Origin of the sequence: Stenotrophomonas rhizophila (genome assembly GCF_003751305.1) — a bacterium.
In the GTDB taxonomy this organism is placed as follows: Bacteria; Pseudomonadota; Gammaproteobacteria; order Xanthomonadales; family Xanthomonadaceae; genus Stenotrophomonas; species Stenotrophomonas rhizophila_B.
In genome coordinates, this window is record NZ_RJKV01000001.1 from 1,442,786 (window position 1) to 1,458,573 (window position 15,788).

A 15,788-nucleotide genomic window follows, 5' to 3' on the forward strand; every position below is an offset into this window, starting at 1 on the left:
GCGAGCGTGTGTGTTCAAGCGATTCTTCAAGAAAAACAGTACGAAGGCGGCGGCGACCGCTGCGCTCGACGTGCGGAGTAAACGCCCTTCTGCGGGAGAGATCCGCGTGGAAGGCGTGACCGAAACGCTGTTCCTGTCTCCCTTGCCGGTGTACACCGGTCAGGTCCAGGGCTCCCGTCGACAGTTCTCGGACATCAATGAGGTGTTCCTGGATCTGGGCGGAAGCAACTGGGGAACGGTAGAGGGCGTCAAGATGCTGGCCGGTGGCATCGTCGGCCTGCTGGTGTTGGCGTTCATCGTGCCAGCGCTCATCATGCTCTACCTGGTGCTCGCCTACCCGGAGAACTTCCCGGCGCCGCTGGCGGATTTGAAGATGTTCATCCAGGTCTTCTCCGCTGGCGCGCTGCTCGGCCTCCTTCCGTTGGGAGCATTCGCTTACGGAATGTTCGGCGACGAGTTCAAAGGCGCAAAGCCCTACCCGGTGCGCTTCAACCGCCAGCGTCGCGAGGTGTGTTACATCGACCGCAACAGCGGTCGCGCCCTGATCGTGCCCTGGGAGAGTGTCGTTGCCTGGGTGTCCAATGCACAGGGCGTCACCCCGTACGGCGCGACGCGCCAGTACACCTTCGGCATGGGCCTTGAGGATGAGGAGCGGGACACCGTGCAGTTTGTCCTGCTGCCACAGCCCAGTGATTCGCACTCGCTGGGCCTGTGGGCGTCGATCCGGAACTACATGGAGGACGGGCAGTTGTTCAACGCGCCCAATCCCTGGTTCCAGGCATTGGGCCTGGTCCCGACCGAGGATCGGCTGAAGCCCTATGAGGGCATGCACACGTTTGAGATCGAGCGCGAAGATGCGCGCGCGATGGGCTCCCTGGATGATGGCGGTGACGACCTGACGCCTGAGCAGCGGGCGCATTACGGCTACGACAAGCGCTCCTGGTGGCCGCTTCGTCGCTGGTATCTGTGGCGTGTGCTGACCTTCTGGAAGCTGCCCTATCTGCTCGCCGAATGGGTCCATCGCCGCGGCCGTCCTCCGCTGCCGGCTACGGTGGAAGCCTGGTCCCAGGCGTTGCCAGAGGCGCAATGGGCCACGCCCAGCGCGGCGCTTGTGAAGGCCAACAAGATCGTGAGGACGGCCATGGATAAACAGGGCGCGACCTTCGTCGATGCCTGCAAGGCGGCAGGCTTACGGTGAGGTAGCGGTGGGTCGCGGCGGTGCCCGTAGTTTTACTGCCCCCGGCTCGCAGGTATTGCGGTTGAGGGTGAATGCGGCTGACGCCAGACTGAGGACCCACGCGGCGCTTGCCACGCGTGGCCGAATCACTTCGTTCCCGGCAGGCCGCCCTCACAGGTAAGGTCCCATGACCACCAGTCGCGACGACCTGATGCACCAGCTGATGCTGGGCAATACGTCGAGCAGCGTGGACACTTCCCGATGCTGTCGCCGACCAGCCCCCGGCGTGACCCGGGCGGACACGTCGGCGACACGCCGGCGCAGCCTGCTCTTTCTTGGTTTGGCGGTGTCGATGCCCTGGACCGCCATGGCACAAAGCGTGGACGCCGCAAGCTGCGTGACCGTGCCCGTTGGCGTGCCTGCCCAGCAAGTCCGTGCGAACGGTACGGTGCAGACGATTGCGGCGGGTACGTACGCGCCTACCACCGCTGGGGCACCGGCGTTCTATGCGGCCAATGCCGGCGTGATCAACGCCACCGGCGCCGTGGCATTGATCACCAGCGCCGCCAACACCGCCACCGTCTGCTCGACCAGCGCCGGCGCGGTCAACTTCCTGGTCCCCGGATCCACGGTCAGCCGGCTCGGCGCGGGCGGCCCGGCAGCCCGCCTCGAAGCAGGCACCACGCTGACATCGACCGGCACTCGCTTCTACACTTCCCTGGCCAACAGCGAGGGCATCCAGGTGGCGGGCGGCACGTTCAGTGGCAATGGTGATGTCATCGCCACCGGGATCTTGCTGGGGACGCAGCCGGGAAACCCCGCCACCTACGGCCTGCCGGTGGACGCCAGCGGCGTTCTGGTGACCGACCCCGCGGCGTATGTGGGCAAGGCGGCCACGGCAGCGCACGGCATCAGTGCCATCGACGGCACAGTCCGGTTGAACGTGGACGGGGCAGGCACCCCGACCGGCGGCAGCACCGCGATCCATGTCCTGGGCACCGGTGCCGGCACCACCAACGGCAGCCATGGGCTGTTCGGAACCAGCGGTGCGCAGTTCGATGTGCACGCAGTGAACATCCTGACCCGCGGCAACAACAACAGTGGCGGGCGCTTCGCGACTGGTGCACGACTCGAGGCATCCCAGCTCTCTATCGATACCGCCGGCACCGGCGCGAGCGGGCTGGTGTTCGCCGATGCGCAGGGCGTGCTGACCGGCCTGACCATCAATGCCACCGGCATCACGGCGCATGGGGTATCGGCCGGGGGCGCGTCACAGGTGCAGGTTGATGGGCTGGACATCCGTGTGGCTGGGCAGAACGCGCACGGCGTACTGGCCGGCAGTGCCAGTACCGTGGCACTGGGTGGAACGCCCGGGGTGATCATTGCTGCCGGCCAAGGCGGCAATGCGCTGCGCGCCGATGGCAGCGGAAGCGCGATCACGGCAAGCGGGTTGCGCCTTTCCACCCTGCTCAACGCGTCCATCGGTGCCCATGCGCTGACGGCTGGCACGCTCACGCTGAGCAGCAGTGAGGTCTACACGTCCGGCATTCCCGGCGGCAACGCAGCGGTTGGACTGCAGGCGGCCAGCGGGGGCACGGTAATCAGCCTGGGCAACGTTCTGCTCACCGGCGTCACCCTCGGAACGGATCCTTCCATTGCCAGCTATGGCCTGCCAGTGGACGCCGGCGGCAACCTTACAACCGATCCTGCCGCCTATGTGGCCACCGGCACCACCGGGGCGAACGGTGCACAGGTCTCCTCTACCGGCGGCATCCTGCGGCTGGACGTGGCGGACGATGGCTCGCCGCTGGCCACCACCACGTACATCGAAACCTTTGGCAACAACAGTACCGGGGTGCTGGTGGCGCAGGCCGCTGCTGCGACATCCCGGCTGCAGGCGGCCAATACGGTGATCACCACGCACGGCATCAATTCCAATGCCGTCCTGGTCCAAGGCACCGCTGGCTCCACCGGGCCACAGGCGACATTGCTGCGTCTGGACACCCGCACCACGGAACTCAATGCCAATGGCGTGTATGGCCAGGCCGGCGCGCAGGTGAGTATTGGCGACAGCATCCTGACCTCGTCGGGTAGTGGTGCGGGCATCCGCGCCGATGGCGCGTCTACCCGCATTACGGCACGCAATCTTTACATCGGTGGCGGCGGCCCTGGCGGCACCGGCCTGAACGCCACCGGCGGCACCATCGACAGCGCCGGCTCCACCATCATCAACGCCGGCCGCCCTGGGATGACCCTCAACGCCAGCGGTGGCACGCCAGGCACCCTGATCTCCAGCGGCGACACCCTCCATACCGGCGTGTTGCTGGGAACCGACCTGGCACTGCCCACCTTTGGCCGCCCCGTCGACGCCAGCGGCAATGCGGTGAGTGATCCAGCCGCGTTCGTCGCCTCGGGCATCTCCGGTCACGGCGTATACGTGGGCACGGCCGGCGGTCGGGTCTGGATGAACGTCGATCCGGTGAGCGGACAGGCTGACGGGGCGCGCAGCAGCATCACCACGCTGGGAAATGCCAGCGAAGGCTTCAACATTCAGGGCGTGGATGCAACCGCGACGATCGCCAACGTCAACGTCTCTACGCGCGGCGCTGATTCCATCGGTGCACGCGCGGCAGGTGCTGGCCAGATCCGTGCCAGTGGCATGACCGTCACCACCAGCGGGTTGCATGGCTATGGGCTTGCTGCGTATGCCGACAGCCTTCTCACCGCGACGAGCAGCACCATCACCACACGTGGCGTGCAGGCACATGGGTTGATTGCCTGGGCCGACAACGGGCGCCTGTCACTGGGCGACGGCAGTCGCGTGAGTACCAGCGGTGCGCTGGCCCACGCCGCGGTGGCATGGAACGGAGGACAGGTGGACGTTGCGGATACCGCGCTGGCCACGAGCGGTCCCGGGGCTGCGGCGTTGCTGGTGCGAGGCGACCCGGCCGCGGCATCCGCCTCCATCACGCAATCCATCCTCGCTGCCGCCGATGGCCCCGGCATGGGGGCCATTGGCGCGGCACGGATCGACCTGGCCGGCAGTACGGTGGGCGGTCGCGAGCTGTGGTTGAAGGTCGGTGCGATCGCCGATTTCGACGGGCTCGACGCCGCGGTGCCCGTGCTTCCGCCAGACCTTCCGCCCGATGACCCGGCGGTACCCCTGCCGATGGCACTACCGGTCCAGCGGGCGGTGTTGCCGGCCGCCGACATTCCGACCGTGGCCACCATCCGCGCGACCGGCAGTGTGCTCACCGGCGCTGCGATCACGTTGCCCGGCAGCGTCTCCAACGTCGAGCTGCATGACACGCGTTGGAACCTGACCGGCAGCTCCACGCTCACCACGCTGCTCAATGATCGCAGCCGGATCGCGTTCGCAGTGCCTGGCGCAGACCCCGCCCAAGCGGCCAGTTACAAAACCCTGACGGTTTCCCGCTACAGCGGCGATGGCACGCTCGCTCTGAACACCTGGCTGGGCGACGATGCCTCCCCCTCCGATCAGCTGGTCGTGGTGAACGGCAGCAGCAGCGGACCTGGTGTGTTGGATATCCACAACAACGGCGGCCGTGGCGATCTCACGCGTGCCGATGGCATCCGTGTGGTCCAGACGAACAACGCCACCAGCACGGTAGACAATTTTGCGCTTTCCGCGCCGGTCGTGGCCGGTCCCTACGAGTACTTTCTGTATCGGGGCGGTGCAGCCGCGCTCTCCGCCCCGGACGTGGAGAACAGCTGGTACCTGCGCTCGGTGATCGACTGCGCCAGCCCGGGTGCACCGGCACCCCCCTGCCCCACCCCGCCACCCGAGCCGCCCCAGCCGCCCCAGCCGCCGCCAGAACCCCCGCCGGACCCTCCCACGCCGTCGCCGCCCCCGGCCTATCGCCAGGAGGTGTCGCTGATCGCGGCCGCACCGGCGATGGCCCAGGTGTACGGCCGCACCTTGATCGACACCCTGCACGAGCGGGTCGGCGACGAGCAGCTGCTGCATCAGCGCGGCGACCTGGATACCGAGCGCAGTGGATTCAACGGCGCCTGGATGCGCTATCTCGGCCACGACGGCGAACATGATGGTGGCCGGCGCGGCATCTATGGCGATCGCGGCCCCGACTTCGACTACCGCTTCGATGCGTTGCAGATCGGCACCGACCTCTACCGGCGCGTGGATGCCGATGACCTGCGCCGCCGCCACGCCGGTTTCTACCTGGCGTATGGGAAAGGCAAGGGCGAGGTGCGGCACAACCTCCTGGACTACCGCTTCCATGCCGGCACGGACCGGTTCAAGGCGGGCTCCGTCGGCGGCTACTGGACAGCGTTTTCCGCCAAAGGCGCCTATATCGACGCCGTGGCCCAGTACACCTGGTATGACATGCGCCTGCAGTCCCCTCGCACCTCCGACAGTTTTGTCGATGCCGATGGGGTGGCGCTGTCGCTGGAGGGCGGCTGGCCGTTCATCCTCAACGAGGGCGACGGATCCTATGGAAAGGACGGCCGTTGGCGTCTGGAGCCGCAGGCGCAGGTGATCTGGCAGCAGATCGACGTCGACGACCTCGATGATCACACCGCGCAGGTGCACTTCAGTGACGGTGACTCGCTGGTCGGGCGCATCGGCGCGCGATTGAATCGCACAGGCCAGCACGAGACCGCGCAGGGCGAGGCACGCAGCAGCAACGCCTGGCTTCGCGCCAACGCGTGGCACGAATTCCGTGGCACCCCCCGCGCCGCGTTCGCCACCAACAGCGGCTACGTGCCGTTCGCGGTGGACATGGGCGGATCATGGGGCGAAGTAGGCATCGGCGGGACCTGGCAGGTCACCCAGACCGGCTACCTGTATGCCGACCTCGATTACAGTTGGAGCTTCGACGGCGACGAGACCGCGTGGAACGGTAAGGTGGGCATGCGCTGGAACTGGTAGGAAGCCGAGCGATCCTCACCGTGGCACTGGTCACTTGCGGTGGAAGCCGGGGCTGTCCATCCTCGCCCATGATCGTTGTCCCGCTCAGGGCATTCCGTCCTCGTGCGATGGCTTCCGATCCCGCCGGATCGACTGCGACGCTGCGCCATGGGTTGCACAGCGGATGCCCACATCGAGGAGTTCCATGCATAAGTTTCCTGTTCTTTTGTTGCTGTTCGCCACCCTGACCGCGCAGGCTGCCGGTGACCGCGAGGATCAGGTGCTGTTGCAAGGCAACATCGCCGGCAAGCAGGTCGTGAGGGCTGTCGGTACCGACCAGGCGCGCGTGGACTACCACTACAACGACCGTGGCCGCGGCGACGACATCCAGGCGCAGTGGCGCCTGGACGGCAATGGCCTGCTGGTCGAGTACAAGGCTCAGGGCAAGAACTACACCAAGGCCGAGGTCAACGAGACATTCTCGCTGCGCGACGGCAGGGCGAGCTGGAAGAATGCCAGCGAGCAAGGCGATCGGCCTCTGGCCTCCCCGGCTTTCTTCATGCCGATTTCCGCGCCGCCGGAGATCCAGGGCGTTCTGGTACGCGCCTTGCTGAAGGCGCCTGGCCAGCGCCTACCCCTGCTTCCGTCCGGTGAGGCGCGCGTTGAGCGCGCCGGCACACTGCGCATCAATGCCCCGGGCGGCCCTGTCGAACTGACCCACTACCGCGTCATCGGGCTGGGGTTCACGCCTTCCTCGGTGTGGCTGCGCGGCGATGGCAGCACCGCTGCCGTCACGTATGCGTCGGGCTGGATCTCCATCCTTCCTGAAGAACTGGACCCCGGCCTACCCGACATCATCGCTGCCCAGGAACGCGCGGATGCACAGTGGTCGGCCAAGCTGGCGCGCGATCTCACGCACCAGCCGAAAGGGCCGCTGCTGATCCGCAACGCCCGTGTATTCGATCCGCGCGATCTTGCCGCCACCCCCGGCATGAGCGTGCTTGTCGAGGGTGAACGCATCATCCGGGTGGCCGCCGATGCCTTGATTCCGACCCCGCTGCACGCTGAAGTCATCCATGCCGAGGGTCGTTTCCTGCTGCCGGGTTTGTGGGACGTGCACAAGCATTATGCCGAGGCCGATGGTCCCCTCGACATCGCCGGGGGCGTGACCAGCAGCCGTGACCTTGCCAACAACACCGACAACTTCATTGAGCGGGTCAAGCGATTCGACGCCGGCACCGAGATCGGCCCACGGGTGTCCATGGCAGGCTTCATCGATGGGGCGGGACCGTACGCCGGGCCAACCAAAATGCTGGTCAGCACGCCAGAGCAGGCCCTCAAGGCAGTGGACTGGTACGCCGACCATGGGTATGTGCAGATCAAGACCTATTCCTCGCTCAAGCCCGAGCTGTTCCCGGTGATCGCAGACCGTGCACACGAACGCGGCCTGCGCGTCAGTGGCCATGTGCCGGCCTTCGTCTCGGCGCGACAGTTCGTGGAGGCCGGCGCCGACGAGATCCAGCACATCAATTTCATCTTCCTCAACTTCATGTACCCCCGCGTGCAGGAGACGCGCAACATGAAGCGACTGACGGAGATTGGAGAACACGCCTACGAGTACACGCCGGACCAGCCGGAGGTGCAGGAATTCATTGCCTTCCTGAAGCGTCACCACACGGTGCTCGACCCCACCCTGGCCGTGTTCGAGGATCTGTCCGGGGATCCAGATGATCCGGTGCCGCCGGGCCTGCGCTCGATCGCTCACCGGCTACCGCCACAGGTACAGCGCAATTTCGGCTTCGGCGCTCTGCCCGTCCCGAAGGGCCATGAGGAGGCCTACGCGAAGGCCTTCCCTTCCTTGATGCGCATGTTGAAAGCACTTCACGATGGTGGCGTGACCCTGATGCCCGGCACCGACGGACTTGCCGGCTATCTGCTGCACGCCGAGCTGGAGATCTATGCCCGCGCCGGCATTCCCAATGCGGAAGTACTGCGGCTGGCCACGCTGACACCGGCCCAGGTGATGGGCGTGGACAAGGATCGCGGCGTGATCGCGCCGGGAAAGCTCGCCGACATGGTGCTGATCGACGGGGATCCGCTCAAGGATATGCGTGATATCCGCAACGTTGACCTGGTGCTCAAAGGTGGCAAGATCTTCGATCCGGCCGCGATCGAGCAGTCTCTCGGTATCCAGCCACGCAAGCAGGGGCAGACCCGATGAGCCTCACGGTTGACGCCATGAACAACGAGGTGCGCGACGCCGAGCCGTCACGGCGGCGCTTTCTTGGCGCCTGCGCGCTGGGTGCCGCCGGTGCGATTCTGCTGCCGACGCAGGCAGGCGCAGCTTCGCCGGCGGGACCGGGCCGCTCACAGTGGCCAGGCTACCGGCGGGCCACTGTGATCGACGCGCTCAGTGGAGGGCCACTGGATACCAAGGAGAGGGTCGACTATGCGCCGTTGAGTGCGCGTTCCCTGGCAGACGCGCGCACTTCCGGGTTGACGGCCTGCACCATCACCGTCAGTGGCGTCGGCAGCTACCTCAACGACTACGCGTTGACGATGCGCAACATCGCTTACTGGAATGAGCAACGGGCGCTGCATGAGGACGCCCTGAGTCTGGTGCTTGCAGGTGCGGACCTTGTCGACGCCAAGCGCAGCGGTCGCCTTGGCCTGATCTATGGTTTCCAGGATTCGACGCCGTTCGGCGAGGACATTGAACGCTTCGATACCTTCCACGGCCTGGGCGTACGCATCTACCAGCTGACCTACAATCGTCGCAATCTGGTCGGTGATGGTTGCCTTGAGCCAGCCAACGCAGGGTTGAGTCGATTCGGTCGCGAGCTGATCGAAAAGATCGATACCGGACAAGGGCTGATCGATCTCTCGCATGCTGGCCAGCGCACTACGCTCGATGCGATCGCAGCATCCAGGCACCCGGTTACGATCAGTCATACTGGCTGTGCTGCGCTGGCCGACAACCCGCGCAACAAGACCGACGAGGAGTTGCGGCAGCTTGCTGGACGCGGCGGTGTCGCGGGCATTTACCTGATGCCATTCCTGCGCGAGCAGGGGCAGCCTATGGCAGAGGATCTGATCCGCCACATCGAACACGCCATCCAGGTCTGCGGCGAAGAGCACGTCTGTCTTGGGACCGATGGCATGATCTCCTCGATCGATCTGACGCCGGAGTACCGTGAGCGGCTGCGCGGCGTCGTGGAGGAGCGCATCAAACTCGGCATCTCCGCACCCGGCGAAAGTGCGGATGTGGTGACCTTCCTGCCCGACCTCAATCAACCCGATCGCTTCGACCGCCTGGCATTTCTGCTGTCCCGGCGCGGGCACAGCGATGCGCGCATCGAGAAGATCCTGGGGAGCAACTTCGCACGTGTGTTCATGGACGTCTGTGGATGACGGCCATGCGTGCCTGCCCAGGTCTGGGCTGGCACATCCTTCCGTGAGCGGTTACAGCCGCATGCCCAGCCAGATGACGGCTTCCGTCGCGCCGGACACGACAGGGCCGAGCACCTTGGGCCAGAACGCGCCTGCCTGGCTATGCGCCAGGGCTTGATCGTGATGCTGTTGCTCGTCCGCAATGATGGATGAGATGGCCAGCACTGCGGCAGGGTCATGCCCTTCCAGCACCACAATCTGGTGCTGAAGGTGGCGCAGCACCACACGCTCTACGGCTGTCGTGGTTGCGGAAATTGCCCCTCGCCCCAGCAGGCCGGTCGCGACGCCGAGGACAAAACCACCCACGCCGCAGAGCCAGTAGCTTCGGCACCGAGGACGACCGCGTCGCTGCAGCTCCGCGCCGAAGACGGCGCGATGTCGTTCCTCGTGCGAACGGAACTCACGTAGCTCATCCACCAGTGCGGGTGCGGTCAGCCGGGCCAACAGAATCTGTCCGGTGTAGATCGCAATGGCACCATGCTCCCCAGCATGATTGACCTTGATGATGCGGTCGCCCAGATCAGGGCAGACAGAGTGTGCGACGACGTCCATGTGAGTCCTGACCATGTGATGTGGGGCCCTGGATGCTGACGATACCAGCGGCAGGCGGGTCGATGCAGCCGACGGCGTTCTTCCGGGAGCAGGTGCTATCGGGCAGGCGATTGCTCCGCCGTTCCAGCGTCCAGCGCCTTGCGCTGCGCCTCGTTCCAGGCCTCTCCTTCGGCGCGCGCGCGGGCATCCAGCTCCCGGTTCTGGCGATCAATCGCCTGGTACTGCGCCCAGACCTCCGGCGTGATGGTTTCCAGCCGATTGTCTGCACGCAGCTGGATCGAGGGCGTGTGCCCCATGGAGACCCTGAAGTTATCAAACAGCCATTGCCTGCGCGCCTCCGGCGAGGCGTACAGCAGGTCAGGCTCCGCGTACTGCTGCATGGGCAGCGCCTGTTCTGCGAGGGACGTGTCCGAGGAAATCCGGGCAAGCCTGACAACAAGCCGCTCATGCTCCCGGTCTTTCTGATACAGGGCAGCGACGTCTCCCTCGATCCACAGCACGTACCAGTAGCCTGCAATCGGATGGCGCTGGAAGGGGTGCTCCCGGATCAGGATCAGGTCGCCGGGTTCTTCGTAAAGCGCTTTCCATCCAGCGGGTGCCGGGCGGATGGAGCAGTCGACCGTTCCGCTCATGAGTTCCTCCACCCTCGGCGTTCCGCCGCTGGTGGACAGGCGTGTCGTCCAGCAGCGCAGGCTGTCCCGGTTGTGTGACGCGAGCAGCACCGCGTGGTCGTCGAGGACGACCGCATCGGTATGGACGAAGCGATCGTCAGCGGCGCCAGGATCTTTAAGGAGTGCTGCGAAAGCCCTGTCGGAGAGCTTTCCGCCATCGACATACAGCTCGAACGTCGTGTAGTGCTGGTACTTGCTGACGTTGATATCCAGCCTGCTTTCGGTGACCGCCACGACTTTCAGCGTGTCCGACGAGAGCACCGTTTCACGCTTGGTTCGCGTGCAGCCACTGGCAAGCAAGGCCGCTGACAGCAGCAGCACGGTAGAACGCATTGCGGTGCTTGTTTTTACGTTCATCGTGATGCGGCCTGCCGTGCTTGTACGGGTGGAGGGTGGTATCCGTACAAGCATAGCGGTTGAGAAGGAGTGCCGTTACAGCTCCGGCGGATCCGCGTTGAGGACCTGCAGGGACGCGCCGGTGGTGTCGGCAAGCACGTGTTTGTCAGTGACCAGCAGCACCACGCCCGGGCGCAGCAGTGGCTGCAGTTGGGAACGGAAACCCGGTTGCAGCAGGATCTTATCCTCCTCTGCCCGGGCAACCACCGTTCCGCTCGCCGCTTCCTGTCCGGGGATACCGATCTCCACCCATGACGGAGCCGTTGCCGGTGCAACGCCATCGGCGACCATGAAAGCCCGCGTTCCCGCTGGCGCCGCCCCGTCGCGGAAGCCCACCCTCGCCCGCCCGATCTCCTTGCCATCACGATACGCAAACAGCCTGGCGTCCGAGGTGCTCAGCAGCAGCGACAACACGCCGGTCGGCGCACGTTCCGGCTGCCAGCGGAACTGCTCCTGCACGCCCAAGGGGGCGGCCAGCACTTCCTTGCCGGTACCGGGATCGATCGGACTGGCCACACGTGGATGGACCAGCTCTGATGGCGACACGCCATCTTTGGCGATCACCACCACCATCCCCATGTTGGTCGCACCGAACAGAAGGCGCGCGAATTCGGTGGGCAGGTGCACGCAGCCATGCGATTCGGGGTAGCCGGGCAACCCGCCGGCGTGCAGGGCCACGCCATCCCAGGTGAGCCGCTCCTGGTAAGGCATGGGCGCGTCGTTGTACTTGCTCGACCGGTGGTCCTTGTCCTTCTGCAGGATGGTGAACACCCCGGTGGGCGTCTCATGGCCGGGTTTGCCGGTGCTCACCGTCGAGACCGCGACCAGCAGCCCGTTGCGGTACACGTAGGCCCGCTGCTCGGTGAGACTCACGACCACGGCCATCGGTCCCATCGCCTTCGCGTCGCCGCCCCAGACCCACTCGCCAGGGTGCAATGCCGCCGGCACGGTATCGGCCGGACGGGACGTCTTCGCGCCCCACGAAGGCACCGCCAGCGCGGTGGGCACCACGGCGAGCAGGGCAAGCAAGGCCAATGCAATTCGGGTCATCACAGTCCTTTGGATCGACGGGTCACGCTTTACTGTTACCGGTGTCTGATGCCCCGGCAACCCCGCGCCGCACGCGCGCTCACCGATATCACCCCATCCGGGCAGGCTGCAGCAGCGCATGTATCAAAGTGCGTCAAATGGTAATATGTCTCATTCCCACCTTCGATTCCCCCCTCCCCCGATGCCCCTCTTTGCCCGCAACGTTCTTTCCCTCGCCATCGCGCTCTCCGGCAGTACGGCCCTTCACGCAGCCGAGGTCGACACCCCGCCGGAGGTGAAGGAACTGGACAAGGTCCAGGTGCTGGGGCGGGCGCAGACCCTGTATCGCGTGAATGACGCGGCGGTGGGCACCCGAACGGATACCCCGCTGGAGCTGGTGCCACAGTCCATCCAGGTGTTGCCCCGCGAGCTGATCGACGATCAGGCCGCGCGCCAGGTCACCGATCTGTATCGCAGCATCAGTGGCATCAGCTTCTTCAGCTATGCCGGTGTCACCCTGCGCGGCTTCCGCCAGGAGAATGTGCTGTATGACGGGCTGCGTGGTGATCCCTACGCGGGCTTCTCGGTGCCGCAGCTGTTCAACATCGAGCGCGTCGAAGTGCTGAAGGGTCCGGCCGGCGCGCTGTACGGTGGCGGTGATGCGGGCGGCGTCATCAACTATGTGACCCGCAAGCCGTCGGCCAAGGCCGAGCGCCGGGTGGAGGTGCAGGTCGGCAACAACGATTTCCGCGCCGCCTCCGTCGAAGCCACCGGTGCACTGAACACCACCGGCAGCGTGCGCTACCGCGCTGGCCTCTACAGCGACACCGAAGACGGCGTGCGCTGGAATACCGACAGCGAAAGCGTGATCGGTGATGCGTCGATTGCGTTCGACGTGGGCGATACCGGCGAGCTGGTGCTGCAGTACACCGACATCACGCAGAAGCTGGGCGGCAATCGCCTGCGCGGCGTGCCGGTGAACGATGCAGGCACCTTCCTGACCGATCGCCGCTGGAACCACAACGAGGCCACCGACTTCCTGGACATGGATGCCAAGGTGGTGCTGGCCCAGTACCGTTTCTCGCCCACCTCCAGCCTGGATCTGGACGTCGCGGCGCGCTGGTTCGAGAACAACGAACACCAGATGTACCACGAGCCGATGGGCCTGATCGACCGCGATCGTGATGGCACCGCCAAGTGGATGACGCGCCAGCTGCGCAACCAGATCCGCGCCAACGACGCCTTCGCCGCCAACGGCAACGCCGTCTGGCGGCTCAGCACCGGAGGCGTGGACCACAAGGTGCTGTTCGGCGCCGACGTGTTCCAGATGGACGCGGACTTCAACGCCCAGACCGCGAACAGCGCGGACCTCGCTCGCGGTGCCGGCCCTGTCCCGGGCATCGACCTGTTCAACCCGGTGTATGGCGTGACCTCCTATCACGACTACAACCTGGCCGCCCTGCCCTGGCGTGCGACCAGCACCCGCAGCAAGCGGTATGGCGGCTACCTGCAGGACGAGATCACCCTGACCCCGCGCTGGCACATCCTGGCCGGGCTGCGCTGGGATGGCTTCAAGGATGACGATCGCATCGCCGGCAGCAGCGTGGATGGCGATGACATCAGCTGGCGCCTGGGCAGCACCTTCGTGGTCCGCGACGGGGTAAACCTGTATGCCAACGTGGCCAGCGGCTTCGTTCCGCAATCGGCGGCCAACCAGAATGCCGCCGCCGGTGGGCCGTTCGATCCCGAGCGCAGCCGGCAGTGGGAAGTGGGCATGAAGAGCCTGCTGGCCGAGCGCATCACCCTGAACCTGGCCGCGTACCGTATCGAGCGCAGCAACATCGTGCAGGCCACCGGCGCGGTGATCGATGGCGTGAACCAGCTGTCGACGCTGGGGCTGGTGCGCAGCGAGGGCATGGAACTGGACTTGCTGGCCGACGTGACCGACCGCTGGGTGGTCAATCTCACCTACGCCTACAACGATGCCGTCGTGAAGGACGCCGGCACCGGTGGCATCACCAATGCGTCGGGCGATCGCTTTGCCAACGCACCACGCAACAAGCTGGGTCTGTGGACCCGCTATGACTTCCCGGCGATCCAGTCGGCCGTGGGCTTCGGTGCCGACCATGTGGACGAGCGCATCAGCCTGGATGGGCAGACGGTGAAGCCATACACCACGTTCGATGTCAGCTGGAAAACGCAGTGGCAGCAGTGGCAGTTCCAGGCCAACATCAAGAACGTGTTCGACAAGGTCTACGCGGCCAGCGGCTTCACCGGGCGCACGGGCCACTTCCCGGGCGAACCGCGTCGTGTGTATGTCCAAGCGGCCTATACCTTCTGATGAACGCCACGCGCCAGCCTTCGCCAGCGCCCCTGCCCGCCCCGCCCGCAACCGGTGGCGGGCGTCGGCGCTGGTTCGAGCTGCACAGCTGGATCGGGCTGAAACTGTGTCTGTTCATGGGCTTCGTCTGCCTGACCGGCACGCTCGCGGTGTTCTCGCAGGAGATCGACTGGCTGCTGCACAAGCCGATGCGGGTGGCCGACGGTGGTGACACCGCCAGTTGGGGACGCATCATTTCGGCTGCGCAGCGCGCTCGGCCGGCCTGGGAGCTGGAGGGGATCAGCGCCGGGCACACCCGCTTGTTCGCGGCCCGCGCGCAGATGCGCCTGCCCGATGGCCGCAGGCGCTTTGTGTGGATCAACCCCTACACCGCGCAGGTCACCGGCGACACCGGCTGGTTCAATGTGCAGCGCCTGCTGCGCAACACCCATCGCCATCTGATGCTGCCGGTCATCTATGGGGTGCCGTTGGTGACGGCACTCTCGGTGCCGTTGCTGCTGTCCTGGCTGGGCAGCCTGTACATCTACAAGAAATGGTGGCGCGGCTTCTTCAAGCGTCCCGATACCGCGCGCCCGCGCCGCCTCTGGGGTGATCTGCATCGCTTGGCCGGCGTGTGGTCGATGTGGTTCCTGATGCTGATCAGCATCACCGGGGCGTGGTATCTGGTCGAATCCCTGGGTGGCGATGCGCCGGCGGCCCCGGTCACGCGCCTGGCCGATGGCGATGCGCCACCGCGCCCCGTCGACCCTGCGGCGGTGGATGCCGCCGTGCGTCACGTATCGGAGCAATGGCCGGCGTTCACGCCCACCGGCGCCCTCGTGAGTCGCGATGGTCGCGGGCTGGTCCTGATGGGTGAGGCCACTGCCTGGCTGGTGCGCGAACGGGCCAACAACATCGCGCTGGATCTGCAGGACGGCACTGTGCTGGGCCGCCATGACGGCGGCGATCTGGGCGTGCACCAACGCATCGCGGAAATGGCCGACCCGCTCCATTTCGGCAGTTTCGGCGGCTGGCCGATTCGCCTGCTGTGGTTCGTGGCCGGCGCCCTGCTCACCTCGCTGTGTTTCACCGGCGTGTACATCTACGGCCTGCGCACCGCCGATGCCTTGCGTGCGCGTGCGCGAAAGGCGGCGGTATGAGCCCGCAGAAGACACCCGGTCCCTGGCGTGCCGCGTGGCGTGGCATGGGCCGTTGGCGATGGCTCTGGCTGGTGTTGCTGCTACTGTGGCTGGGCTTCCTGCCGGCGGAGTTCTCCAAGTAACCCGCCCTGCGCGGCACCCG

The 15,788-nt window shown here is 65.9% G+C and carries 10 protein-coding genes; 7 read left to right on the forward strand and 3 right to left on the reverse strand.

The features are described 5' to 3' along the window. Positions 1-10: 10 nt before the first annotated feature. The 4 genes from EDF74_RS06535 to EDF74_RS06550 all read left to right on the forward strand — a co-directional run bounded on the left by EDF74_RS06535 (position 11) and on the right by EDF74_RS06550 (position 9,479). A complete protein-coding gene (locus tag EDF74_RS06535; protein ID WP_221180330.1) occupies positions 11-1,198 on the forward strand; it encodes a hypothetical protein in 1,188 nt (395 codons plus the stop codon). A gap of 376 nt (positions 1,199-1,574) precedes the next feature. Further along, positions 1,575-6,089 (forward strand): autotransporter outer membrane beta-barrel domain-containing protein, encoded by a 4,515-nt coding sequence (locus tag EDF74_RS06540; RefSeq protein ID WP_184997091.1) that lies wholly within the window; start codon positions 1,575-1,577, stop codon positions 6,087-6,089. After that, positions 6,007-8,289: an amidohydrolase family protein gene (locus tag EDF74_RS06545; RefSeq protein WP_123729737.1), complete on the forward strand. Its 2,283-nt coding sequence runs from the start codon at positions 6,007-6,009 to the stop codon at positions 8,287-8,289. The genes EDF74_RS06540 and EDF74_RS06545 overlap by 83 nt, the downstream gene beginning before the upstream one ends. Further along, on the forward strand, positions 8,286-9,479 hold the full coding sequence (locus EDF74_RS06550; RefSeq protein ID WP_123729738.1) for a dipeptidase: 1,194 nt from the start codon (positions 8,286-8,288) through the stop codon (positions 9,477-9,479). Before EDF74_RS06545 ends, EDF74_RS06550 begins: the two co-directional genes overlap by 4 nt. 51 nt (positions 9,480-9,530) lie before the next feature. Here the strand turns inward: EDF74_RS06550 and EDF74_RS06555 are convergent, their stop codons facing one another. The 3 genes from EDF74_RS06555 to EDF74_RS06565 all read right to left on the reverse strand — a co-directional run bounded on the left by EDF74_RS06555 (position 9,531) and on the right by EDF74_RS06565 (position 12,187). Further along, positions 9,531-10,070, reverse strand: coding sequence for a demethoxyubiquinone hydroxylase family protein (locus tag EDF74_RS06555; protein ID WP_123729304.1), 540 nt, complete (start codon positions 10,068-10,070; stop codon positions 9,531-9,533). Positions 10,071-10,165: 95 nt separating this feature from the next. Continuing rightward, a complete protein-coding gene (locus EDF74_RS06560) occupies positions 10,166-11,074 on the reverse strand; it encodes a hypothetical protein (protein WP_148045918.1) in 909 nt (302 codons plus the stop codon). 99 nt (positions 11,075-11,173) lie between these two features. Beyond that, entirely contained in the window at positions 11,174-12,187 is a 1,014-nt protein-coding gene (locus EDF74_RS06565; RefSeq protein WP_123729306.1) for a L,D-transpeptidase, read from the reverse strand. Positions 12,188-12,368: 181 nt separating this feature from the next. Between EDF74_RS06565 and EDF74_RS06570 the strand changes: the two genes are divergently transcribed. Genes EDF74_RS06570 through EDF74_RS18340 form a run of 3 tightly spaced genes read left to right on the forward strand, consistent with a single transcriptional unit; the run spans position 12,369 to position 15,768 of the window. Further along, the gene (locus tag EDF74_RS06570; RefSeq protein WP_123729307.1) at positions 12,369-14,507 is read left to right on the forward strand and encodes a TonB-dependent siderophore receptor; all 2,139 of its coding nucleotides are present in this window, start codon (positions 12,369-12,371) and stop codon (positions 14,505-14,507) included. Beyond that, on the forward strand, positions 14,507-15,646 hold the full coding sequence (locus EDF74_RS06575) for a PepSY-associated TM helix domain-containing protein (protein ID WP_123729308.1): 1,140 nt from the start codon (positions 14,507-14,509) through the stop codon (positions 15,644-15,646). Before EDF74_RS06570 ends, EDF74_RS06575 begins: the two co-directional genes overlap by 1 nt. Next, complete coding sequence (locus EDF74_RS18340) at positions 15,643-15,768, forward strand: hypothetical protein (RefSeq protein WP_260232195.1); 126 nt, start codon at positions 15,643-15,645, stop codon at positions 15,766-15,768. The genes EDF74_RS06575 and EDF74_RS18340 overlap by 4 nt, the downstream gene beginning before the upstream one ends. Positions 15,769-15,788 lie beyond the last annotated feature (20 nt).